Consider the following 22,815-nt stretch of genomic DNA (forward strand, 5'->3'; position numbering starts at 1 on the left):
GGTGACCTCGGTGACCTCGGTGACCTCGGTGACCTCGGTGACCTCGGTGACCTCGGTGACCTCGGTGACCTCGGTGACCTCGGTGAGGTGTCCGGGCTGGACGGCGCGGTGGACGAGCTGACCGCTGCGGTGGCCGACACCGCGGGCGCGGTCGACGGCGTGCTGGGCACGCAGTCGCTGCTGCGGTCCACGGTGGACGGTCTGCTCGGGCCGGACGGCGTGGTGGACGACGTCGTCGGCCCGGACGAGGCGCAGGACGGCGTCACGGACGGTCTCGTGGAGGCTGTGCTGGACGACGTCGACTCGACGCTCGTCTCGGTGACGGCCGGCGACCTGCCGGGCGTCGTCGACGAGGTCGCTGCCGAGGACGGCGTGCTCGACGACGTGCTGGAGGACGGCGGCGTCGACACGGCCGCGGACGACCTGGTCGATCAGGTCTCGGACCTGGCGGGCACGGTCGACGACACCGTCGGGACCGGGTCGCTGGTGCAGGATGTCGTGGACGGCATCGCCGGTGAGGAGGGCGTCCTGGACGACGTCGTCGGTGCCGACGAGCCCGAGGGCGGCGTCACCGACGAGGCCGTGGAGCACGCGCTCGACGACCTGGAGCAGATCGTCGGCGACGTCACCGAGGGTGACCTCGGCGCCGTGACCGACGACCTCACGGCCGACGACGGCCTGGTGGACGACGTGCTCGAGGACCAGGGCCTGGACCCGGTGCTCGGGGACGTCGTCGACTCGACCGGCACGGTGGACGACCTGCTGGGCACCGGCTCGGCGGTGCAGGACGCGGCCGACGGGCTGCTCGGCGAGGACGGCGTGGTCGACGACGTCGTCGGCGCCGACGAGCCGCAGGACGGCGTCACGGACGGCCTCGTGGAGGCCGTGGTCGACGACGTCGACTCGACGCTCGACTCGGTGACGGCCGGCGACCTGCCGGGCGTCGTGGACGACCTCACCGCCGACGACGGCCTGGTGGACGACGTGCTGGAGGACCAGGGTCTCGACCCGGTGCTGAACGACGTCGTCGACTCGACCGGCGCGGTGGACGACCTGCTCGGCACGGGTGACCTGGTCGAGGACACCGTCGACGGGATCGCCGGCGAGGACGGCACCGTGGACGACATCATCGGCGCCGACGAGCCGCAGGACGGCGTGACCGACGAGCTCGTCGAGCACGTCGTCGAGGACCTCAACGACACGGCGAACGACCTGCTCGAGGGCGACCTCGGGGCCGTGACGGACGACGTCCTCGCCGAGGACGGCCTGGTCGACGACGTCCTGGAGGACGGCACGACCGCCACCGATCCTGGTGACGGCACGGATCCCGGTGACGGCACGGATCCCGGTGACGGCACGGATCCCGGTGACGGCACGGATCCCGGTGACGGCACGGATCCTGGTGACGGCACGGATCCTGGTGACGGCACGGATCCTGGTGACGGTGACAACGGTGGCGGTGGCAGCACCGACAACCCCGGTGACGGCACCGGCGACGGCGCGACCGGCCCCGTGGGCGGTCCGGTGGCCGAGGCGCCCGGCTCGGACGGTTCGGGACAGCTGAGCGGTACCGGGTCCGACGGCGCCACGGCGGCGTCCGGCGCTGCCGGTGCCGACGGGACCGACGCGATGCAGACCCTGCCGACGACGGGTGGGGACCTGCGGCTGCTGGGGCTGTCCCTGCTGCTGATGCTGACGGGCGGCGTGCTGCTGCTGCGTCGTCGGAGGGAGGCGCTCGCGGTCGCGACCCGCTGACCCCACCGGAGCCGGTACCGGCTCCGGACGGGGCGGCGCTGTCACGGGGGATCACTGGGGAGTGCCCCGTGGCAGCTCCGCCCCGGCTGGGGTCGGCGTGGGCGCAGCACGGCGCAGGGGGCCGGGCCGCGCCCACGACACCACCGGCACCGCGGGGTGCGCGTGGCGGCCCCGGGCGGACGATCACCGGACCCTCGACGGAGGTGCCCGGGAGACCGCCCGGGGCTGCCCGTGGAACACGCCTACCCTGGGACACCGTGCCCCGACTGATCGCCGACCTCACGCCGCTGCGCGTCTCCCCGGCGTTCCGTCGCCTGTGGTGGGGCCTCGGCGTCTCCAACATCGGCACGCAGATCACCGTGGTCGCGGTGGGCCTGCAGGTGTACGCCCTGACCGGGTCCACGCTCGCGGTGGGCACGCTGGGCATCGCGGCGCTGGTGCCGCTGGTCGCGCTCGGCCTGTACGGCGGGGCGCTGGTGGACCACTACGACCGGCGCCGCGTCTCGCTGCTCGCGTCGTCGGTGCTCTGGCTCGTGACGGCGGCGATCGCGGCGCAGGCCTGGCTCGACGTCGGCTCGGTGAACCTGCTGTACGGGCTGGTGGCGCTGCAGTCGGCGGCGTTCGCGATCAACAACCCGGCGCGCACGTCGATCGTGCCGCGCCTGCTGGAGCCGCAGCTCATGCCGGCGGCCCTCGCCCTGCAGACGCTGGCGTTCAACGTGGCGCTCACGTGCGGCCCGCTCGTGGGCGCGCTCCTCGTGGCCCGGCTCGGGTACGCCTGGGCGTACACCCTCGACGCGCTGCTGTTCACGGCGGCGCTGTGGGCGGTGTGGCGGCTGCCCGCCGTCCCGCCCGAGCAGCCGCTGGACGACGGCGCGGACGCTGACGCGACGGGCGCCGCGCCCGCCCGGCGGCGCGTCGTCGGGCTGAGCTCCGTGCTCGACGGGCTGCGCTACCTCGCGACGCGGCCGAACGTGCGCACGACGTTCGTCGTCGACCTGGCCGCGATGGTGCTCGCCTTCCCGCGCGTGCTGTGGCCCGCGGCGGGCGCCCTCTACCTGGGCGGCGGGGAGACGACGACGGGCGTGCTCGCCGCCGGGTTCGCCGTCGGCGGCATCCTCGCGAGCGTGTTCTCCGGCGCCCTCGTCCGCGTGCGGTGGCAGGGCCGGATCATCGTGTGGGCGATCACGGCGTGGGGGCTGAGCGTCACCGCCTTCGGCGCGGTGCTGGTCGCCGTCGGGCCGGGCGCGCCGGACGGCGTGCTGTGGGGCGCCGTGGTGCTCGCGGGCGTGGCGCTGCTGCTCGCGGGCGGTTCCGACGCGATCTCGTCCGTGTTCCGCCAGTCGATCCTGCAGACCGCGACGCCGGACCACATGCGCGGCCGCCTGCAGGGCGTGTTCATCGTGGTGGTCGCGGGCGGGCCGCGGCTCGGGGAGATGGTGCTCGGCTCGGAGGCCACGTGGTTCGGCGAGGGGTGGGCGGCCGTCGTCGGCGGGCTCGCGTGCGTCGCCGTGCTGTGGCTGGTCGTGCGGCTGCAGCCCCGGTTCTGGCGCTACGACGCGCGCCACCCGGAGCCCTGACCCCGCGGTTCGACTAGCCGGCGACGGCGGCGTACGGGCGCCGGCGTCTCATCCCGGGCAGCGCGGCGAGCGCCAGCAGGGCGCACGCCCAGCCGCCCGACATCGTGACGAGGAACCCGGCGTGCGAGTCCGCGGCGTCCACGGCCACACCGGCCAGCCACGAGCCGATCGAGACGCCCACGCCCAGCGACGTGCCCACCCAGGTGAGGCCCTCGGTGAGCTGGTGCGGTGCGACGAGCGCCTGCACCAGGGCGTTGCCGTTGATGAGCGTGGGCGCGATGGCGAAGCCGGCCACGAACATGACCACGCCCAGGACCACGAGGTTCTGGACGAAGAAGAACAGCGAGACGCCGACGGCGATCCCGCAGGCGGTGACCGTGAAGCGGACCGAGAGCGGGGACACCCAGTGCCGGGCCCCGTACGCCAGACCCGAGACCATCGAGCCCAGCGCGAAGCAGGCGAGCACCAGCCCGGCGAGGCCCTTGACCCCCTGCTCCTCCGCGAACGCCACGGTGGCGACGTCGCTCGACCCGAACATGACACCCATGCCGACGAAGACGACGGCGAGCACCGGCATCCCGGGCATGCGGATCGCGGAGCGGCGCTCGAGCCGGACGGCGTCGGGGTGCGCCACCGTGCCGACGCGCTCGCCGTCCGCGGGCACGGCGGCGCCGCGAGCGGGTGGTTCCGTGCGTCGCTGCGTGAGGAACCAGGCGGCGCCCGCGCCGCCCACGACGGCCGCCACCAGCAGGCCGCCCGACGGGATCACCGTCGTCGCGAGCGTCGTGGCCAGCACCGGGCCCACGATGAACACCAGCTCGTCGAGGGCCGACTCCAGGGAGTAGGCGGTGTGCACGCGCTGCGCCTCGGGCAGCACGTGGGACCAGCGGGCCCGGGCGAGCGACCCGTACGAGCCCTGGCTCGCGCCGCCGACCGCGGCGCACACCCACAGCACCCACTCCGGGGCGCCCAGGGTCGCGGCCGCCACCAGCCCCAGCAGCCCCACCGTCGTCGCGACCAGCATCGGGGTCATCACGCGGGCCTGACCCGATCGGTCCACGCGGCGGGCGATCTGCGGCGCGACCAGCGCCTGCGCCACCACCAGCACCGCCGACACCCGGCCCGCCATCGCGTACGAGCCGTACAGGGCCTGGACCATGAGCACCGTGCCGATGCCGACCATCGACATCGGCAGCCGGGCGATCACGCCCGCGGCGGAGAACGGCAGGGCTCCCGGCACGCGGAGGACGTCGAGGTACGGGTTGCGCTTCCGGGCGGCCGACGCCGTGTCGGGGCCCTCGGGGACGGGCACGGTCACTGCCGGATTCTCCCACCCCGGCGACGGGGCGGCAGCGCCACCGCGCGCGCCCGCCGCACGACGCCTACCGTGACGACCCATGACCGCCAGGGGCCGCGTGCGCGCGGCGCAGCTCGTCCCGCGTGCGCTCTGGGCACTCGGCGGCGTCGCGGTGCTCGCCCTCGGGTCGGCCGTGCTGCTGTCCGCGCACGTCGGCGTCGACCCGTTCACGGCGGCGAACATCGGGGTCAGCGGGCACCTCGGCATGGGGCTCGGGGCGTACCAGCTCGCCGTGAACGTCGTCCTGCTCGTGCCCGTCGTGGTGTGGGCGCGCCGCTACGTCGGCCTGGGCACGGTCATCAACATGGTGATGACGGGGTTCTTCGTGCAGTGGTTCGGTGCGCTGCTGGACCCCCTGGTGCCCGACCCGCCCGGCCACCTGCTCCAGGCCGTGCTCTTCGGGGTGGGGATCGTGCTGTTCACGGCGGGCGCGTCGGCCTACATGACCGCGGGGATCGGGACGGCGCCGTACGACGCGATCGCGCCGATCGTCGTCGACCGCACCGGGTGGCGCTACCGGGCGGTCCGGGTGGTGCAGGACCTGGCGTTCGTGGGGCTGGCGGTCGTGTTCGGCGGCCCCGTGGGGGTGGGAACGGTCATGACGGCGTTCTTCGCAGGGCCGCTCATCGACTTCTTCACCGTGCGGGTCAACACGCCGCTGCTGCACCGCCTGCTGCCCCGCGACGAGAAGCCGGCCCGCCAGGCACCGTGAGGTCCGTCTCGCCCCGGCACGGGAGGCGACAGACGCCGGGGTCAGCGGCCAGGATGGGGGCCATGAACGCCACTCCCACCCCCGTGACGGTCGTCGACGACCGCGATCACCAGGTCTTCCTCGCCCGGCTCGACGACGGTCGCCGCGCCGGCGGCGCGTACTACGAGCGGAAGGACGACGGGGGGGCGGCGGTGGTCGTCTTCACGCACACGGAGGTGGACCCCGCCTACGAGGGGCAGGGGATCGGGTCCCAGCTCGCCGCCGGCGCGCTCGACCAGGTGCGCGCCGCCGGGGAGAAGATCGTGCCGCTGTGCCCGTTCGTCAAGGCGTACGTGCAGCGGCACCCCGAGTACGCCGACCTGCTCGCCCACCCCGCCCGGTGAGGGCGGCGACCACCACCCGGCGCGGCGGCATCGCGGCGCTGGGTGCCTCCGTCGCGCTGCTCCTCGGGGCGTGCGCCGGAGGCCTCGATCCCGCGGCGTCCGGGATCGGCGGCGCGGACGTGGATCCGCCGGCGGCGACGGTGGCGCCCGCGCCGGACGTGCCTGGGGAGTCCGCGCCGGGGGAGTCCGCGCCCGCGGCGTCCGGCACGGCGCTCGCGGCGCTCTCGGGCCTGCCGGTGAAGGGCCGCGCGCCCCAGACGGGGTACTCCCGCGACCAGTTCGGGCCGGCGTGGGCCGACATCGACCACAACGGCTGCGACACGCGCAACGACGTCCTCGCGCGCGACCTGACGCGCACCGTCACGGACCCGGGCACGCACGACTGCATCGTGCTGAGCGGCGTGCTCGCCGACCCGTACACGGGCACACGGATCGACTTCCTGCGCGGGCAGGCGACGTCCACCGCGGTGCAGATCGACCACGTGGTCGCGCTGTCCGACGCGTGGCAGAAGGGGGCCCAGCAGCTCGACGGCGTCGCGCGCCGGCAGCTCGCCAACGACCCGCTCAACCTGCTCGCCGTCGACGGGCCGACCAACTCGGGCAAGGGCGACGGCGACGCCGCGACCTGGCTGCCGCCGTCCAAGGCGTTCCGCTGCCAGTACGTGGCGCGGCAGGTCGCGGTGAAGCAGGCGTACGCCCTCTGGGTCACGCAGGCCGAGCACGACGCCATCGCGGGCATCCTGGCCCGGTGCCCCGACGAGCCGCTGCCCGCCGGCGGGCCCGCGCCCGACGTCGCGCCGGTCGACGATCAGGGGGACGACCCGGCGGACGACGACGCCGGCGCCGAGCCGCAGGAGCCGTTCGCGAACTGCGACGCGGCGCGGGCGGCCGGGGCGGCGCCGGTCCACCGTGGGGACCCCGGCTACTCCTCCCGGCTGGACGGCGACAACGACGGGACCGCCTGCGAGTAGCGCCACGACGTCGGGCGGGGCGTCGGGCGGGGCGTCACGCGGGCAGCGCGGTGCCCTGCGCGGCCTGGATCTCCAGCTCGACCTTGAGGGTGGTGCCGACGATGGCGACGCCGGCGGCGGCGACCTCGTTGTACCGGATGGCGAAGGCGTCGCGGCGCAGCTCGGTGGTGGCGCGGAATGCGGCGCGCACCACCCCCTGCGCGTCGGCGCCGGTGCCCAGGTAGGTCAGGTCGAGGTCGACGGGGTGCGCCAGCCCGTGCAGGGTGAGGTCGCCGTGCACGGTCCAGCGGCTGTCGGCGACCGGGGTCATCCCCGTGGAGCGGTACGTGATGTGCTCGTACCGCTCCACGTCGAGGAAGTCCGGGGAGCGCAGGTGGCCGTCCCGGTAGGCGTTGCCGGTGTCGATGGACGCCGCCGCGATCACCGCGGCGACGCCGGACCGGGAGACGTCGCCGGGTGCGACGTCGATCCGGCCGGCGAGCTCGGTGAACCGGCCCCGCACGCTGGAGATGCCCAGGTGCTGGGCCACCGCCGTCACCGACGAGTGCGCCGGGTCGATCGTCCACGGCCCCGGCGGTGGCAGCTCCGTGCCACCCTGTCGGGCCAGCGTCACCGTGCCGAGGGCGGCGCGGCCCGCCGCGGTGACGATCGCCGACGTCGCGGCGGGCGCGTAGCCCACCGCGGTGACGATGGCGACGTACCCGCCCGGGGCGAGCGCGGCCTCGCCGCGCACCGCGCCGTCGTCGTCCGCGGCCACCCGCAGCACCTGCGCGCCGCCGGCGTCCGTCAGGGTGACGACGGCGTGCGGCACCGCCCACCCGTCGCGCGTCCGCACGCTCGCGGTCAGGATCCCGCTCACCTCCGCGCTCACTCGGCCGGGTGGGCGAGGACGATGTCGTGGCCGTCGACGCCCGCGCCGGCGAGGCTCAGCGCCGTCGCGGCCGGCGGGTAGCCCGTCGCGATCACGGTGTACTCGCCGCCGTCCAGGTCGGTGAACGCGTAGGCGCCGTCCGGGCCGGTCGTGGCCGTGCCCGCGACGTTGCCGGCCGCGTCGACGAGCGTCACGCGGGCGTCCGCGAGCGGGCCGTGCGGGGCGCGCACGACGCCGGTCACCCGGGCGCCCGCGGCGAGCTCGACCTCGACGCGCGTGACGCCGGCGCCGCCCACGTCGACGGGCAGCGCCCGCGGCCGGAACCCGGCGGCGTTGACCGCCACGGTGACCGGTCCGGGCACGAGCTCCTCGAGCGCGAACGTGCCGTCCTCCGCCGTGTCGGTGCTCGCCTGCAGGTCGCCGCGCACGTCCGTGACCAGCACCATCGCGCCCGCGACGGGCTGCAGGTCAGGGCCGCGGACGACGCCGCGCAGGCCGCTGGTGCCGCTGAGCAGCACGTCGTGGGCCAGCGGCGTCGCGCCGACGACGATCGTCGAGGCCTGCGGCTGGAACCCGTCGGCCGAGGCGATGAGCACGTACGTGCCGGCACCCGGCGCGTCGACCGCGTAGGCACCGTCGGAGCGTGCGATCGCGAGGCCGAGCTGGCGCCCGCCGAGCGAGATGAGCGTGATCGCCGCCTGCGGCAGCGGGGCGCCCTCGGCGCCGCGGACCAGGCCGTGCACGGTGACACCGCCCGTCCCGCCGTCGCCGACGGGCGGGCCGCCCGCGGCCGGGACGGCACGCCGGGCCGTCGGCTCGGCGCCGACCGCGACGAGCTCCGGTGCGTAGGCCTCGGTGTCCTCGACGGCCTCCGTGGCCGCGGAGTCGGCCTCCTCGGCGGCGGACTGGTCCATCGCGCCCTTGGTCTGCAGCGGGACCTCCTTGATGAAGACCACGAGCAGGAAGGCGACGAGCGCGGCGCACGCGCCGATGAGGAAGACGTCGGCGATGCCGTGCCCGTACGCGCTCTCGAGGACTCCGCGCAGGGGCTCGGGCACCTGGTCCATGTCGGGAATCTCGCCCGAGCCGCCGGTCGCGCCCTGCGCGAGCTCGGCGCCCTTCGGGCCCAGGTTCCGCAGGCCGTCCGCGACGTAGTCGGGGATCCGGTGCGCCAGGACGGCGCCGAGCGCGGAGACGCCGATCGCGCCGCCGAGCGAGCGGAAGAACGTCACCAGGGAGCTGGCGGAGCCCAGGTCGGCGGGGGCCACCTGGTTCTGGGTGCAGAGCACGAGGTTCTGCATCATCATGCCGACGCCGACGCCCATCACGGCCATGAAGACGGCGACGTGCCAGTACTCGGTGTCGTACCGGATGGTGCCCAGCAGCCCGAGCCCGGCGGTGAGCAGCAGGGCGCCGGAGACCAGCCAGCCCTTCCAGCGACCGGTCCTGGTGATGATGAGGCCGGAGAGGGTCGACGAGACGAACAGGCCGCCGATCATCGGGATCGTCATGACGCCGGCCATCGTCGGCGACTTGTCGCGCGCCAGCTGGAAGTACTGGCTGAAGAAGATGGTCCCGGCGAACATCGCCACGCCCACGAAGAGCGATGCCACCGAGGACAGGGCCACCGTGCGGTTGCGGAACAGCCGCATGGGGATGATCGGCTGGGAGACCTTCGACTCGACCAGCACGAACAGCAGGACGAGGACGAGCGCGCCGCCCGTCATCGCGTAGGTCTGCCACGAGTTCCAGTCGTACTTGTCGCCCGCGAACGTGACCCACAGGAGCAGCAGGCAGACGGCGGCGGTGGAGAGGAACGCGCCGCCCCAGTCGATCTTCACGTTGTCGCGCTTCACGACGGGCAGGTGCAGCGTCTTCTGCAGCACGATCAGGGCGACGAGCGCGAACGGCACGCCCACGTAGAAGCACCAGCGCCAGCCGAGCCAGTCGGTGTCGGTGATGACGCCGCCCAGGAGCGGGCCGCCGACGGTGGCGACGGCGAACGTGGCGCCGAGGTAGCCGGAGTACCGGCCCCGCTCGCGCGGCGCGATCATCGTGGCCATGACGATCTGCGCCAGGGCCGACAGGCCGCCGGTGCCGATGCCCTGGAACACCCGGCAGACGATCAGCCACTCCGCGGACTGGGCGAGCCCCGCCGCCGCCGAGGCGAGCACGAAGATCACCAGCGCGACCTGCACCAGCACCTTCTTGCTGAACAGGTCGGCGAGCTTGCCCCACAGCGGGGTGGTGGCGGTCATCGACAGCAGCGAGGCCGTGACGACCCAGGTGTAGGCCGACTGGCCGCCGCCGAGCTCGGCGATGACCTCCGGCAGGGCGTTCGAGACGATCGTGGAGGACAGGATCGCGACGAACATGCCCAGCATGAGGCCCGACAGGGCCTCCAGGATCTGGCGGTGGGTCATCGAGACCCCGGCCTGGTGGTCGGTGCGCCCGCGCTTGGCGTGCGCGGGCGCCGCCGCTGTGGTCGATGCCATGAAGGTCCTTCCGAGGTGCTGCGGGGGGAGGTGCTGCGTGTGTGTGAGGGCGTCAGGCCCGGGCGGGGACGGCGGCGCGGGCCGACGTCGGGCACTCGGCGAAGCTGCCGTGCAGCCGGGCCATGAGCTCCGTCAGGCGGTCGATCTCGGCGTCGTCCCAGTCGCCCATCCGCTCGGCGAGCAGACCGGCGGTGGTCGCGGAGATCTGCTCGAGCTTGCGCTGCCCCTCCGAGGTCAGGCTGAGGATCCACGACCGTCGGTCGTCCGGGTCGGGCGTGCGCTCGACCCACCCCTGCTCGACGGCGTGGGACGCGTGCCGGCTGGTGACGGACGGGTCCAGCCACAGCAGGTCGGCCAGGCGGCCCAGCCGCATCGGCCCCTGTCGCCGCAGGGTCGACATGACGGCCGTCGGCCCGACGGCGCAGTCGTGCGGCAGGTTGCGCACGATGGTGCGCTTGACGACGCCGACAGCGCGCAGCTGGCGCTGGAGCTCTTCGTACCGCGCGTGCTCAGGCATGCTCGCCCACTCCCATGTTGGTTGCGGGGAGCAAACATAAAAAGGTTGCCTGCTGAAATCAAATGGATGTCAGGGAGTGGTCGTGCGGCGCCGCGCCTCGCGCGCCATCGTCGCCATCGCGCGGACCCCGTACCGGAGGTGCACCCGCTGGGGGCGGCCGCCGCGCGTCAGGGCGTCGGTGCCCCCGTCGCAGTAGACGACCTGGCCGGTCGTGAAGCGGTTCTCCCGCGAGACCAGGAACGCGAGCAGGTCGGCCACCGGGGCGACGGGTCCCGGCGCGCCGAGGGGTTGGGGGAGCGCCGTCTCCAGGAGGACCCGGTCGCGCTCCCAGGTGCGGGTCACGACGTCCGTGGCGACGATCCCCGGGGCCACGGCGTTGAGCACGATGCCGTCGCGGGTCCACTCCGGCGACACGGCGGTCGCCCGTGTCCACAGGTTGAGGGCCGCCTTGCTGGACCGGTAGAGCTGGCTCCCGCGACCGGTGCGGGTCAGCCGGCGCGCGACGGCGAGCGCGCGTCGCTCGTCGCCGCTGCGACAGGCGCGGACCAGCGCCCCGCTGCCGCGGTTCAGCGTCGACGACGACGAGACGACGACGGCGGCCGGGGCGTCCGAGGCCGCCAGGCAGTCGCGCAGGCCCTCCAGCACGCCGGTGGCGCCGAAGTAGTTCAGCGCCACCGTCTCGGGCCGGGGCGCGCCGGCGCCCGCCGCCGCGACGACGCCGTCGACCCGCCCGCCGCCGAGGGACCGCACCCGCTCGACCAGGTCCGCCCGGCCCTCGGTCGTCGTGAGGTCGGCGCGCACGTCCACGCCGTCCGCCAGCCCGCAGGTGATCACCCGCCCGCGCGCGGCGAGCAGGTCGGCGACCGCCCGGCCCAGGCCGGAGTCCGCGCCGGTGACGACGTACGTGCGCAGGTGCGGCACGGCGGTCGTCAGGCGTCGCCGAGCGCGCCGTCGACGAGCTCCTTGGCGGCGGCCTGCACCTCGGCGAGGTGGTCGGCCGACACGAACGACTCGGCGTAGATCTTGTACACGTCCTCCGTGCCCGACGGGCGGGCCGCGAACCACGCGTCCTCGGTGGTCACCTTGAGGCCGCCGATCTTCGCGCCGTTCCCCGGCGCCTCGGTGAGCGTCGCGGTGATGTCCTGCCCGGCGAGCGTCGTGGAGGCGACCTCGTCGGGGGACAGAGCGGCCAGGCGCGACTTCTGCGCGCGCGTGGCCGGCGCGTCCACGCGGGCGTACCAGGACTCGCCGTGGCGGTCGACGAGGTCGGCGTGGTGCTCCGACGGCGTGCGACCCGTCGTCGCGATGATCTCGGAGGCGAGCAGCGCGAGCAGCAGGCCGTCCTTGTCGGTGGACCAGACGCGGCCGTCGCGGCGCAGGAACGACGCTCCCGCCGACTCCTCGCCCCCGAACCCGACCTCGCCGTTCAGCAGGCCCGGTACGAACCACTTGAAGCCCACGGGCACCTCGACCAGCTGCCGGCCCAGGCCCGCCACGACGCGGTCGATCAGCGCCGACGACACGAGCGTCTTGCCGACCGCCGTGCCCTCCGGCCAGCCGGGACGCGCCCCGCCGTACAGGTACCCGATCGCGACGGCCAGGTAGTGGTTGGGGTTCATCAGCCCGGCGTCGGGGGTCACGATGCCGTGCCGGTCGGAGTCCGCGTCGTTGCCGGTCGCGACGTCGTACGGCGCGTCGCCGGCCATCTTCTCCACGAGCGACGCCATCGCGTACGGGGAGCTGCAGTCCATGCGGATCTTGCCGTCCCAGTCGAGCGTCATGAACGACCAGCGCGGGTCCACCTGCGGGTTCACCACGGTGAGGTCGAGGTCGTACCGCTCGCCGATCGCACCCCAGTACTCGACCGACGCGCCGCCCAGCGGGTCCGCGCCGATGCGCACGCCGGCCGTGCGGATCGCGTCGAGGTCGACGACGTTCGGCAGGTCGTCCACGTACGTGGTGAGGAAGTCGTGCTTGTGGGTGGTGTCGGCCCCGAGCGCGTCCTCGAGCGCGACCCGGCGCACGGACGCGAGCCCGCCGGTGCGGAGGATCTCGTTCGCGCGGTCCGCGATCCAACCCGTCGCCTCCGACCCGGCGGGGCCGCCGTGCGGCGGGTTGTACTTGAAACCGCCGTCGCGCGGCGGGTTGTGCGACGGCGTGACGACGATGCCGTCCGCGAGGCCCGGCCCCTGCGTGCGCACGCCGTCGCCCGTCGTCGCGCCGTTGTGGATGAGGATCGACTGCGACACGGCGGGCGTCGGCGTGAACGAGTCGCGGGCGTCGACCATCACCGTGACGCCCGCCGCGGCCAGCACCTCCAGCGCCGTCTGCCACGCCGGCAGGGACAGGGCGTGCGTGTCCCGGCCGATGAACAGCGGGCCGTCCGTGCCCTGCGACGCCCGGTACTCGACGATCGCCTGCGTGATCGCCGCGATGTGCGCCTCGTTGAACGCGGTGTCCAGGCTGGAGCCGCGGTGCCCGGACGTGCCGAACACCACCTGCTGCGCCGGGTCCGCGACGTCCGGCGTGAGGTCGTAGTACGCCCCCACCACCTGGTCGACGTCGATGAGGTCGATGTCCTGGGCCGGCTTCCCCGCGCGCTCGTGCATGGGGTCGATCTTGCCAGTCGTCGCCGCCGGGTGTCAGGGCTGTCCCGCCGCCGTCAGCCTCGGAAGTCCGCCTTGCGCACCAGCCCGTGCACGCCGACCGTGCGGTCGACGACCTGCGAGACGGCGAAGTCGGCCGCCGCGGACAGGTACGCGTACGCGATCGCGCGGTCCAGGCCCTGGTCGTGCTCGAGGAAGTCGAGGGCGTTGACGACGGCGCGCCGCATCGCGACGTCGAGGTCGGAGCCGTTGCCGCCCACCGCGCCGTCCGGGTCGGACAGGCCGATGGGGATCCAGGCGTCGGCGGTCTCGGCGAACGGGTACGAGTACGCGACGGAGGGCGCGTCGCCCGAGCCCGGCTTGCACACGGTGAGGCGGAACGTGCCCCGCAGCGAGCCCTCCATCGCGGTGAGCGCCACCTCGCCGTCGCCCATCGCCATGTGCGGGTCGCCGACGTAGAACAGGGCGCCCGGCGCGCGCACCGGGAGGTAGAACGTGGAGCCCGCGCCCAGCCGGCTGATGTCGATGTTGCCGCCGCCCAGCGTGGGCGGGATCGAGTTCGCCTCGGGGGCGGAGAGCCCCGTGTTCTCCGAGAACGCGACGCCCATCGTGCCGAAGAAGTACCGCAGCGGGAACGACACGCGCGAGCGTCCCTCGCCGATGACCGCCTTGCCGCCCCGGATCTGCGCGAGCACCGACACGTTGCCGTACTCGGTGGGGACGCCGGTGGCGCGGCCGTCCGTCGCGACCGGCGGCATGACCTCGTCGAGCGTGATGCCGGCGGGTGCGCCCGAGGAGGTGAGGGCCAACGCGCCCTTGCCGTGCCGGGACGAGATGACGCCGTACGGCACGCGCGGCACGACGTCGAGCGTCTCGATCTTCAGCACGTCGCCGGGCGCGGCGCCCTCGACGTGCACGGGGCCGGTGATGACGTGCGGTCCGTCGGTGTCGAAGTTCCGCGGGGTGCGGTCGTAGCCCCCGGCGATGGCGACGGCGTCGTCCAGCACCTCGCGGCGTCGGACGCCGCGCTCGCCGAACCACGCGACGGGGTCGCGGCCCTGGTCCTCGAGGATGCCCTCGTGCGACACCGAGTCGATGGTGATCGTGCGGCCCGACCGGACCCGCGTGACGGCGGTCGCGTGCACGGAGGGCACGTAGCCCCACAGGACGTCGTCGACGTCGGAGCGCAGGTAGTGCTCCCCGCGGATGCGGCCCTGGCCCGGCTGCAGGATGCCGCCGAAGCTGCCCGCGCCGCCCCGGCCCGCGGCGGTGGTGCCGCCCGAGGTGGCCGCGGCGGGGACCGCCGCGCCGACCGTCAGCGCGGCCCCGGCGCCCACGCCGGCCGCGGCCTGCAGGAACCGTCGGCGCCCGAGGCCGGCGGTGAGGGTCTCGGCAGCGTCTCGTCCGTCGTGCATGGTGCTCCTCCTGAGGTCGGCTGGGCCCGACGGTAGGGAGCCCGCATGACGCCCGTGTTCGGGACGGGTGTCCGCCGGGTAACGGGCGGGCCTCGTTCGCTGGGAGTTCGCCGTGCCCCGTCTGACGTTCGGCTGCCCGGCGTCTCGACGTCACCGGACGGTTGCCTCGGCCGCCTACCGTCGTCGCCATCGGCATGCCGGAGCGCCCTGACGAGGGCGTGTACTCGATCCGCTCTCTCACGACCCCGGAGGAAGTACATGAACCCCCGCAGCATCCGCCAGGCCTGTGCCGCGGCCGGCGCCGCCTCGCTCGTCGGGCTGGTCCTCGTGGCGCCCGGCGCCGCGGCCGCGCCGTCGCCCGACCCGGCCGAGGTGAAGGCGGCCGCGGCCGCCCAGCGCGCCCAGGCCGGCCTGTACACCGGTCACGTCGAGGTCGTCCGCGGCGACGCCGCCGACCCCGAGGTGCTCACCGGCACCGTGTTCCACGACAAGGACGAGGACTCCACCCAGGACAAGGGCGAGAAGGGCGTCGCCGGCGTCCAGGTGTCCAACGGGCGCGACGTCGTCACGACCGACGGCCAGGGGCGCTACCGCCTCCCGGCCTTCGACGACATGACCGTCTTCGTCACCCAGCCCGCGGGCTACCAGGTGCCGGTGGACGAGAACGCCATCGCCCAGTTCAGCTACAACCACCTGCCCGAGGGGTCGCCCGACCTGAGGTACGGCGGCCTCGAGCCCACCGGGCCGCTGCCGAAGGCCGTCAACTTCCCCCTCGGGAAGTCGAAGGCGACCGGCAGGGCGAAGCAGAGCTGCCCGATCGCGGCCGACACCCAGACGTACGACCTCACCCAGGTCGGCTACGCGCGCGACGGCGCCGTCGCGGACCTCATGGCCCGCGACGACTACGCGAGCTGCGGCGTCCTGCTGCTCGGCGACAACGTGGGCGACGACCTGAGCCTGTACCCCGAGCTCAAGGACATCTACGCCGCCGCGAACGGCCCGGTCCGCATGGCGCCCGGCAACCACGACATGGACTACGACGCCGCCGACGACTCCCGGGCCCTGGACACGTTCCGCCAGGAGGTCGGCCCCGGCTACTTCTCCTACGACGTCGGGCAGGCGCACGTCGTCGTCCTCGACAGCATCGTCTACAAGGGCGCCAAGCCGGACGGCAAGAACGGCGGCTACTGGGAGCAGATCGACGACCAGCAGCTCGCCTGGCTCGAGGCGGACCTCGCCGAGGTGCCGAAGAACAAGCTCGTCGTGGTCGCGACGCACGCACCGATCGTCGACCACCGCCAGGTGATCGTGGACAACGCACCGGAGCTGTACGACGTGCTGCGCGGGCGCAACGCGGTGACCGTCGGCGGGCACACGCACATGCTGGAGAACCTGCTGCCGGGCGACACGCGCGCCGAGTGGCAGGCGGGAGGCGTCGAGGAGCTCGAGCACACCCAGCTCGTGGCCGGCGCCGTCTCGGGCGACTGGTACTCCGGCGGCCTCGACGAGCAGGGCCTGCCCTACGCGTACATGGCCGACGGCGCCCGGCCGGGCGTCCTCACCCTGGACCTCGACGGCAACGCGTTCGCCGAGCGGTACACGATCCGCGGGGAGCAGGACGACCTCCAGCTCGCCCTCGGGGTGAACACGCCGCACTGGCGCGACTGGGCCGGCGAGGCGCTCGCGTGGCGCGACGGCGGCAAGGAGGGCGACGCGCCCGCGCTCGGCGACGAGCGGCTGGTGAGCGCCGCCGACCTCGCGGGCGACAGCTGGCTCACCGCCAACTTCTACGCCGGCTCGTCGGCCGCGAGCGTCGAGGTGTCGATCGACGGCGGTGCCGCGGTCGAGGCCGAGCACACGCAGCCGATGACGGGCGAGTCGCTGCGCACCGGCTGGGAGTACTCCGACCCGACGGCGGCCACGCGCAACCTGCTCACCAGCGGGAACGCGACGCGGTCGAACGCGCACCTGTGGCGGCTGCCCCTCCCCGAGGACCTGGGGGCGGGCACGCACGCCGCGACGGTGACGGCCGTCGACAACCACGGCCGGGAGTTCACCGACACCCTGCGGTTCACGGTGGCCGACGACCGGCCCGCCGCGACCGCGACGGTGCTGCGCGGCGACGTGCCGAGCGACGACGCGCCGGTGCAGCCGGCACCGCAGGGCCCCGCCGACCCGGCGGAGCTCACCGCTCGGTGACCGGTACCGCACGCTGACGGGCGTCGCCCCCCGACCCGCTCAGTCGAAGTAGGTCGGCACGTCCAGCGGGCCGCCGTGCGCGACGAACTCGTCGTGCACGGCGGTCCGCAGCGCGTCGTCCGTGAGGTACTCCAGGGCGGTGAGGGCCAGCCCGACGGCGCCGTCGACGGCGGCCGGGACGGCCGCCGCGCCGCCGGCGGCGTCGGCGAACTCGGCGGTGTGCAGGGCCACGTCGGGCGCCGACACCTGGATCAGCGGGTGCATGCCGGGCACGCGGAACGACACGTTGCCGAAGTCGGTGGACGCAGCGAGCGTCTCGGACACGACGCCGGGCGGCAGCGGGTCGCGCCCGCGCCGCCGCTGCGCCGCCACCCAGCGCTCGGTGAGCGCCGCGTTGGTGCGCACGGGCAGGCTCGGCAGGGCGCCGTCGTCCCACACGATCTCGACCTCGGTGCCGGTCATGAGCGCCGCGCCGCGGGCGACGTCGTCGAGCCGCGCCGACAGGTCGCGCAGGGTGTCCGGGTACTTCGACCGGGCGTAGAGCCGCATCACCGCGCGCTCGGTGATGATGCTGGGCCGGGTGCCGCCCTCGACGACGGTCGCGTGCACGCGGTCCACCGGCGGCAGCTGCTGCCGCAGCAGCCCGATGCCCTGGTAGGCGAGGTTCGCGGCGTCGAGCGCGTTGCGCCCCATGAACGGCTGGGCCGACGCGTGGGCGGGGCGGCCCGTGAACGTCCAGGTGAGCAGCCGCCGCCCCAGCCACACCTGCTCGGCGACGTCCTGCCCGTACGGGTGCACCATGATCGCCGCGTCCACGTCGTCGAACGCCCCCGCACGGGCCAGCACCTCCTTGCCGGAGCTCCCCTCCTCGGCGGGGGTGCCGAGCAGGACGACGCGCCCCGCGGGCGCGCCCGCCGAGGCGAGGACGCCGCGCAGCGCGAGGAACGCGCCCACCCCGGCGGCGGCGATGACGTTGTGCCCGCAGGCGTGCCCGATGACGGGCAGCGCGTCGTACTCCGCGCAGATCGCGATCGTCGGGCCGTCGCCGGCCCCCGTGAGCTCCGCGCGGAACGCCGTCGGGACGCCGTGCGCGCCGAGCTCGGCGTCGATCCCGTGCCGGGCCAGCACCTCGACCAGCAGGGCGGCGCTGCGGTGCTCCTCCCAGGCGGGCTCCGGGTCGGCGTGCAGGCGTTCGACGACCTCCCGCAGGTCGGGCTCCAGGGCCTCGGCCGCGCGCTCGACGGCGTCCGCGACGGCGGCGGGCAGCAGCGAGGGGGCGACGTCGGCCGGCGGGGCCGACCGCCGGCGCTCCTCGCTCTCGTGGAACAGGTGGTCGAGGTAGGCGGTGCTCGGGCGGGCGGGCTGCGCGGCGTTCGCGTCGGGCACGGTCATGTCAGGCATCGTAGGGAAGCCGGCGCGGCGCCCGGGAGGAATCGCGCGAATCTCACGATGCGGACGAATCCGCCGATCTCTCGCCATGGGTGACCGGGGCCACTACGTTCGGGCGGACACGCCCGCGGCGGCGGGCCGACCCGGGGAGACCGCGTGACCAGCACCCTCGACACCCGATCCCGCACCGACCGGTTCCTGGCCGTGGTGGAACGGATCGGCAACAAGCTGCCCGAGCCGTTCACGCTGTTCCTCATCCTGTTCGGCGTCATCGCGCTGGCCTCCACGGGCATGGCGCTCGCGGGCGTCACCGTGCAGATGCCCGGCAGCGACGAGGTGGTCGAGGTCAAGGGCCTGTTCACCGCCGAGGGGATGACCTGGCTCACCGAGAACCTCGGGGAGAACTTCCTGGGCTTCCCGCCGCTGGTCACGGTGCTGCCGATCCTCATGGCGGTCGGCGTGGCGGAGAAGTCGGGTCTGCTCGGCGCCGCCGTGCGGTACGCGTTCGGCTCCGCGCCGCGGTGGGCGCTCGCGTACGCCGTCGGGTTCGTCGGCGTGATGGGCAGCATCATGTCCGACACCGCGTTCATCATCATCCCGCCGCTGGCGGCGATGGTGTTCCGCGCGGCCGGGCGGCACCCGGTCGCGGGCCTGCTCGGCGGGTTCGCCGCGGCCGGCGCGGGGTACTCCACGAACATCCTCGTCACCAGCCTCGACGCGCTCTTCGCGGGCATCACCAGCTCGGTCGCGCAGATCCTGCCGGACCCGGGCTCGCCCGTGAACCCGCTGTCGAACTGGTTCTTCAACGCCGTCTCGTCGATCGCGCTCGCCCTGCTCGCGGGCTTCCTCATCGACAGGGTGCTCGAGCCGCGGATCCGCCGCCAGCGCGTGCCGGTGGAGCAGGTGGCGGAGGACGGCGAGGACCCGCTCGCCTCGGCCTCCGCGGCCACGACGACGGACGAGCGCCGCGGGCTGCGGAACGCTCTGCTGGTGGCGCTCGTCGTCGCGGCGGTCATGGCGGCCGCCGTGCTCGTGCCCGCCTCGCCGTGGCGCAACGAGGACGGCGCGTTCCTGCCCGAGTCGCCGCTGCTCAGCTCGATCGTGTTCATCGTCTTCACGATGTTCCTGGTGCCGGCGATCGTCTACGGGCGCGCGGTCGGCACGGTCCGGCGCATCGAGGACGTGCCGATCATGTTCGGCCAGGCGCTGAAGGACATGATCGGGTTCGTCGTGCTGGCGTTCGTGCTCGGCCAGTTCATCGCGCTGTTCAACTGGTCCGGCGTCGGGCAGTGGATCGCGGTGTCCGGGGCGTCGGCGCTCGAGTCGATCGGGCTCACCGGCTACGGCGCGATCCTCGGCTTCCTCGTCGTCGCGTCGCTGCTCAACCTGTTCATCATCTCGGGCTCGGCGCTGTGGACGCTCATGGCCGCCGTCTTCGTGCCGATGTTCGCCCTCATCGGGTACGAGCCCGCGTTCGTGCAGGCGGCGTTCCGCGTGGGCGACTCGGCGACGCAGATCATCACGCCGCTCAACCCGTACATGATCGTGCTGCTCGCCTACCTGCGGCGGTGGGAGCCGAGCGCCGGCCTCGGCACCGTGATGGCGCGGCTGCTGCCGTTCACGGTCTGCTTCTGGCTGGTGTGGACCGCCATCCTCACGGTGTTCTTCGTCCTCGACCTGCCCGTGGGCCCGGGCAACGGGATCTTCCTCTCCTCCGCCGGCTGAGCCTGTCGAGACCCTTCGGCCGGGTCTCGACAGGCTCGACGGTCGTGGGGAGCGCTCAGCCGGCGGTGCGGCTCCGGCTCGGGGCGGACTCGTTCCACAGCCGGTCGAGGGCGGTGACGGCGTACGTGTACCGCTCGCCGCCCACGGCCGTCGCGTCCGTGAAGGACTGCAGCACGTGCCCGTCCGAGCGGACCGTGCCGAGCAGCTGCGTGGCGTCCTCGACGTCCACGGGGACGCGGTCCCCGGCGGCCCGGTAGACGGCGAACGACGTCGCGCGCCGCCGGTGCGGCGTCGCGTCCACCCAGCGCAGCCGGACGCCGTCGCGCTCGCGGCGCGCGTGCGTGAGCGTCGGCCGCTCGACGGCGGTGCCGGGCAGGTGCGGCATCGTCGGGACGAGCGCGGGGTGGCTGTAGTGGTCCGCGAAGACCCGCGACATGGAGCCCTGCGGGTCCTGCGGCACGTGCACGGCCGAGAAGTACACGTTGCCGTGCACGGGCGTGCCCTGCTCCGTGACCTCCGCGCAGAACGTGAGGTGGTTGCTGAGCTCCGCCGGGTCGGTGAACACGCCCGACGTCACCTTGTACAGCGCCTCGCCGATGTACAGGTGGGTGCCCGACGTCGCCGCGACGTCGGCCCACCACGGCACGAGCTTGGCGTAGTCCGCGACGGCGAGCCCGAACTGCCAGTAGATCTGCGGGTTGATGTAGTCGAGCCAGCCCTCGAGGACCCACTTGCGGGTGTCGGCGAACTGCAGGTCGTAGCTCTGCGAGCCGCCGGTCTCCGAGCCGCGCGGGTCGGTCGACGCGTTGCGCCAGATGCCGAACGGGCTGATGCCGAACTTGACCCAGGGCTTGAGCTCCTTGATGCGCTCCGAGACGGTCCGGACGAACTCGTCGACGTTGTGCCGCCGCCAGTCCTCGATCGTCGCGAAGCCGCCGCCGTGCTCGGCGTACGTGGCGGCGTCGGGCAGGGTCTGGCCCGCCACGGGGTACGGGTAGAAGTAGTCGTCGAAGTGCACGCCGTCGACGTCGTAGTGCTCGACGCTGTGCAGGATCGCGGCGTAGATGTGCTCGCGCGCCTCCGGCAGGCCCGGGTCGAAGTAGAGCTTGCCGCCGTACGGCCACACCCAGTCGGGGTGCTGTCGGGCCGGGTGCTCGGGCACGAGCTTCGTGGGGTCCGTCTGCATCGACACGCGGTACGGGTTGTACCAGGTGTGCAGCTCGAGGTTGCGGGCGTGCGTCTCCGCCACGACGAACGCGAGCGGGTCGAACCCGGGGTCGCCGCCCTGGGTGCCCGTGAGGTACTGCGACCAGGGCTCGTACGGGCTGGGCCAGAACGCGTCCGCCGTCGGTCGGACCTGCACGAAGACGGCGTTGAGGTGCATGCCGACGGCGACGTCGAGCCAGTGGAGGTACTCGGCCTTCAGCTCGTCCGTGCTCAGGCCGGTGCGCGACGGCCAGTCGATGTTGACGACCGACGAGATCCACATCGCGCGCAGCTCGCGCTTGCGGGCGGTGGTCCCGGCGGCGGCCTTCGGGGTGGCCTCCGAAGCTCTGGCGGGCGTCATCGAGCCGACGGTCACGGACAGCGCCGAGCCCGCCACCCCCGCCGTCGCGAGGGAGAGGAAGCCGCGCCGGTCGAGGGCGCGCTCGCTCGCGCCGTGGTCGGCTCGGCCGGTCGGATCGGGGTGCGTCATTGCAGACCTCCGGTGGTCAGGCGTGGGGTAAGGGAGTTTCACGCTCACGGGTACCTGTGAAGACGAGTGTCGCGGATGCGGTACCGCGCGCGCCACCCCCGCGCCTGTGCTTACCGTGCGTTCGGGCAACGACGCCCCGGACCTTCTGACGCGGAGAGGGCACCACCATGCGCACCGTGCGACGCATCATCACGACCGGAGTCACCCTGGGGATCGCCACGGCGGTGGCCTTCACGAGCGGGGTCGCGGGGGCGGGGGCCGCGGCGGCCGCCGTCCGGCCGCTCCCCGACAAGAGCTACGGGCTCTCCTCCTACTACGGGCCGAGGTGCATGCCCATCAGGGGAGCGTCCACCTCCCACCTCGGCCAGGACATGAGCGCGAAGAAGGGCACCCCGATCAAGTCCGTCGCCCCCGGTACCGTCGTCAAGGCCGGGTCGGCGCCCGGCTTCGGCCAGGTCGTGGTGGTGCGCTCCAACGCCGACGGCGGCAAGGTCTTCGCCGTCTACGGCCACGTCGTCGACGGCGACAAGTACGTGAAGGCCGGCAAGTACGTGAAGCGCGGCCAGCGCATCGCCGACGTCGGCAGCTCCGGCACGTCCACCGCGCCGCACCTGCACCTGGAGATCTGGAAGCGCGAGTACAAGGGCTCCGGCAGCACCACCGACCCGCTGCCGTGGATGAAGAACCACGGGGCGTCGCTCACCGCCGGCGCGGCGTGGGCGTACAAGCGGGTCGTGCCGAAGTCCTGCAACTACTACACGACCACCAAGGTCAACCTGCGCTCCGGCCCGGGCACCGGCTACCGCGTGCTCAAGACCGTCAAGGTCAACCGCTGGCTCACCGCCAAGCCCGGCGCCGGCTCGGGCGTGTGGCGCAAGGTGAGCTACGGCGGCACCACCGGCTGGATGCACGCGAACTACGTCTCCCCGGGGCTCACCTCGCTGGGGACGCGGTACGTGAAGGTCGACGGCCTGCGGCTGCGCTCGGGCCCCGGCACCGGCTACAAGGCCATCGACACGCTCAACAAGGGCAAGGCCGTCAAGAAGATCTGGGACTCCTCCGGCGGGTGGGTCAAGGTGTTCGTCAACGGCCACCAGGGCTACGTCGCGTCGAAGTACGTCGGGTCGACGAAGCCCTGAGCGCC

At 73.9% G+C, this 22,815-nt stretch carries 16 protein-coding genes and 1 pseudogene; 8 read left to right on the forward strand and 9 right to left on the reverse strand.

Features of this window, described 5'->3' with window-relative positions; translation table 11 throughout:
• Positions 1 to 1,755: pseudogene (locus ACQP6G_RS15415) on the forward strand (hypothetical protein); the annotation flags it as partial.
• A gap of 257 nt (positions 1,756 to 2,012) precedes the next feature.
• Complete coding sequence (locus tag ACQP6G_RS15420) at positions 2,013 to 3,335, forward strand: MFS transporter (RefSeq protein ID WP_429765506.1); 1,323 nt, start codon at positions 2,013 to 2,015, stop codon at positions 3,333 to 3,335.
• 13 nt (positions 3,336 to 3,348) lie between these two features.
• Here the strand turns inward: ACQP6G_RS15420 and ACQP6G_RS15425 are convergent, their stop codons facing one another.
• Complete coding sequence (locus ACQP6G_RS15425; protein WP_429765508.1) at positions 3,349 to 4,653, reverse strand: MFS transporter; 1,305 nt, start codon at positions 4,651 to 4,653, stop codon at positions 3,349 to 3,351.
• A gap of 79 nt (positions 4,654 to 4,732) precedes the next feature.
• On the opposite strand from ACQP6G_RS15425, the gene ACQP6G_RS15430 reads away from it, so the two are divergent.
• The 3 genes from ACQP6G_RS15430 to ACQP6G_RS15440 all read left to right on the forward strand — a co-directional run bounded on the left by ACQP6G_RS15430 (position 4,733) and on the right by ACQP6G_RS15440 (position 6,758).
• Positions 4,733 to 5,404 (forward strand): YczE/YyaS/YitT family protein, encoded by a 672-nt coding sequence (locus ACQP6G_RS15430; protein WP_429765510.1) that lies wholly within the window; start codon positions 4,733 to 4,735, stop codon positions 5,402 to 5,404.
• A 62-nt stretch (positions 5,405 to 5,466) separates the two neighbouring features.
• Positions 5,467 to 5,787 (forward strand): GNAT family N-acetyltransferase, encoded by a 321-nt coding sequence (locus ACQP6G_RS15435; protein WP_429765511.1) that lies wholly within the window; start codon positions 5,467 to 5,469, stop codon positions 5,785 to 5,787.
• Positions 5,784 to 6,758: a GmrSD restriction endonuclease domain-containing protein gene (locus tag ACQP6G_RS15440; protein WP_429765512.1), complete on the forward strand. Its 975-nt coding sequence runs from the start codon at positions 5,784 to 5,786 to the stop codon at positions 6,756 to 6,758. The genes ACQP6G_RS15435 and ACQP6G_RS15440 overlap by 4 nt, the downstream gene beginning before the upstream one ends.
• Before the next feature lie 34 nt (positions 6,759 to 6,792).
• Here ACQP6G_RS15440 and ACQP6G_RS15445 read toward each other — a convergent pair whose 3' ends face one another.
• From ACQP6G_RS15445 to ACQP6G_RS15470, 6 genes are all read right to left on the reverse strand, one after another.
• Positions 6,793 to 7,617: a YceI family protein gene (locus ACQP6G_RS15445; RefSeq protein WP_429765514.1), complete on the reverse strand. Its 825-nt coding sequence runs from the start codon at positions 7,615 to 7,617 to the stop codon at positions 6,793 to 6,795.
• An 8-nt stretch (positions 7,618 to 7,625) separates the two neighbouring features.
• Positions 7,626 to 10,124: an MFS transporter gene (locus ACQP6G_RS15450; protein WP_429765516.1), complete on the reverse strand. Its 2,499-nt coding sequence runs from the start codon at positions 10,122 to 10,124 to the stop codon at positions 7,626 to 7,628.
• Positions 10,125 to 10,176: 52 nt separating this feature from the next.
• Complete coding sequence (locus tag ACQP6G_RS15455; protein WP_429765518.1) at positions 10,177 to 10,641, reverse strand: MarR family winged helix-turn-helix transcriptional regulator; 465 nt, start codon at positions 10,639 to 10,641, stop codon at positions 10,177 to 10,179.
• A 69-nt stretch (positions 10,642 to 10,710) separates the two neighbouring features.
• A complete protein-coding gene (locus tag ACQP6G_RS15460) occupies positions 10,711 to 11,562 on the reverse strand; it encodes an SDR family oxidoreductase (protein ID WP_429765520.1) in 852 nt (283 codons plus the stop codon).
• A gap of 8 nt (positions 11,563 to 11,570) precedes the next feature.
• Positions 11,571 to 13,250: a phosphoglucomutase (alpha-D-glucose-1,6-bisphosphate-dependent) gene (pgm, locus tag ACQP6G_RS15465; RefSeq protein ID WP_429765522.1), complete on the reverse strand. Its 1,680-nt coding sequence runs from the start codon at positions 13,248 to 13,250 to the stop codon at positions 11,571 to 11,573.
• Between the two features lie 53 nt (positions 13,251 to 13,303).
• On the reverse strand, positions 13,304 to 14,662 hold the full coding sequence (locus ACQP6G_RS15470; RefSeq protein WP_429765523.1) for an acetamidase/formamidase family protein: 1,359 nt from the start codon (positions 14,660 to 14,662) through the stop codon (positions 13,304 to 13,306).
• 258 nt (positions 14,663 to 14,920) lie between these two features.
• On the opposite strand from ACQP6G_RS15470, the gene ACQP6G_RS15475 reads away from it, so the two are divergent.
• Positions 14,921 to 16,861: a calcineurin-like phosphoesterase C-terminal domain-containing protein gene (locus ACQP6G_RS15475; RefSeq protein WP_429765525.1), complete on the forward strand. Its 1,941-nt coding sequence runs from the start codon at positions 14,921 to 14,923 to the stop codon at positions 16,859 to 16,861.
• A gap of 39 nt (positions 16,862 to 16,900) precedes the next feature.
• Here the strand turns inward: ACQP6G_RS15475 and ACQP6G_RS15480 are convergent, their stop codons facing one another.
• Entirely contained in the window at positions 16,901 to 18,253 is a 1,353-nt protein-coding gene (locus tag ACQP6G_RS15480; RefSeq protein ID WP_429765527.1) for a M20 family metallopeptidase, read from the reverse strand.
• A 153-nt stretch (positions 18,254 to 18,406) separates the two neighbouring features.
• On the opposite strand from ACQP6G_RS15480, the gene ACQP6G_RS15485 reads away from it, so the two are divergent.
• Entirely contained in the window at positions 18,407 to 19,975 is a 1,569-nt protein-coding gene (locus tag ACQP6G_RS15485) for an AbgT family transporter (RefSeq protein WP_429765529.1), read from the forward strand.
• A gap of 55 nt (positions 19,976 to 20,030) precedes the next feature.
• Here the strand turns inward: ACQP6G_RS15485 and ACQP6G_RS15490 are convergent, their stop codons facing one another.
• Positions 20,031 to 21,671: a glycoside hydrolase family 10-like protein gene (locus tag ACQP6G_RS15490; RefSeq protein WP_429765530.1), complete on the reverse strand. Its 1,641-nt coding sequence runs from the start codon at positions 21,669 to 21,671 to the stop codon at positions 20,031 to 20,033.
• Between the two features lie 176 nt (positions 21,672 to 21,847).
• Here ACQP6G_RS15490 and ACQP6G_RS15495 point away from each other — a divergent pair, with 176 nt between their 5' ends.
• Entirely contained in the window at positions 21,848 to 22,810 is a 963-nt protein-coding gene (locus tag ACQP6G_RS15495; RefSeq protein ID WP_429765532.1) for a peptidoglycan DD-metalloendopeptidase family protein, read from the forward strand.
• The last annotated feature ends 5 nt before the right edge of the window (positions 22,811 to 22,815 follow it).

The organism is Isoptericola nanjingensis (assembly GCF_050311635.1).
Taxonomy (GTDB): Bacteria; Actinomycetota; Actinomycetes; order Actinomycetales; family Cellulomonadaceae; genus Isoptericola; species Isoptericola nanjingensis.

Coding starts and splice junctions, on each gene's coding strand:
- ACQP6G_RS15430 (WP_429765510.1), top strand. CDS start 4,733: ATGACCGCCAGGGGCCGCGTGCGCGCGGCGCAGCTCGTCCCGCGTGCG.
- ACQP6G_RS15450 (WP_429765516.1), bottom strand. CDS start 10,124: ATGGCATCGACCACAGCGGCGGCGCCCGCGCACGCCAAGCGCGGGCGC.
- ACQP6G_RS15455 (WP_429765518.1), bottom strand. CDS start 10,641: ATGCCTGAGCACGCGCGGTACGAAGAGCTCCAGCGCCAGCTGCGCGCT.
- ACQP6G_RS15480 (WP_429765527.1), bottom strand. CDS start 18,253: ATGACCGTGCCCGACGCGAACGCCGCGCAGCCCGCCCGCCCGAGCACC.
- ACQP6G_RS15470 (WP_429765523.1), bottom strand. CDS start 14,662: ATGCACGACGGACGAGACGCTGCCGAGACCCTCACCGCCGGCCTCGGG.
- ACQP6G_RS15435 (WP_429765511.1), top strand. CDS start 5,467: ATGAACGCCACTCCCACCCCCGTGACGGTCGTCGACGACCGCGATCAC.
- ACQP6G_RS15475 (WP_429765525.1), top strand. CDS start 14,921: ATGAACCCCCGCAGCATCCGCCAGGCCTGTGCCGCGGCCGGCGCCGCC.
- ACQP6G_RS15490 (WP_429765530.1), bottom strand. CDS start 21,671: ATGACGCACCCCGATCCGACCGGCCGAGCCGACCACGGCGCGAGCGAG.
- pgm (WP_429765522.1), bottom strand. CDS start 13,250: ATGCACGAGCGCGCGGGGAAGCCGGCCCAGGACATCGACCTCATCGAC.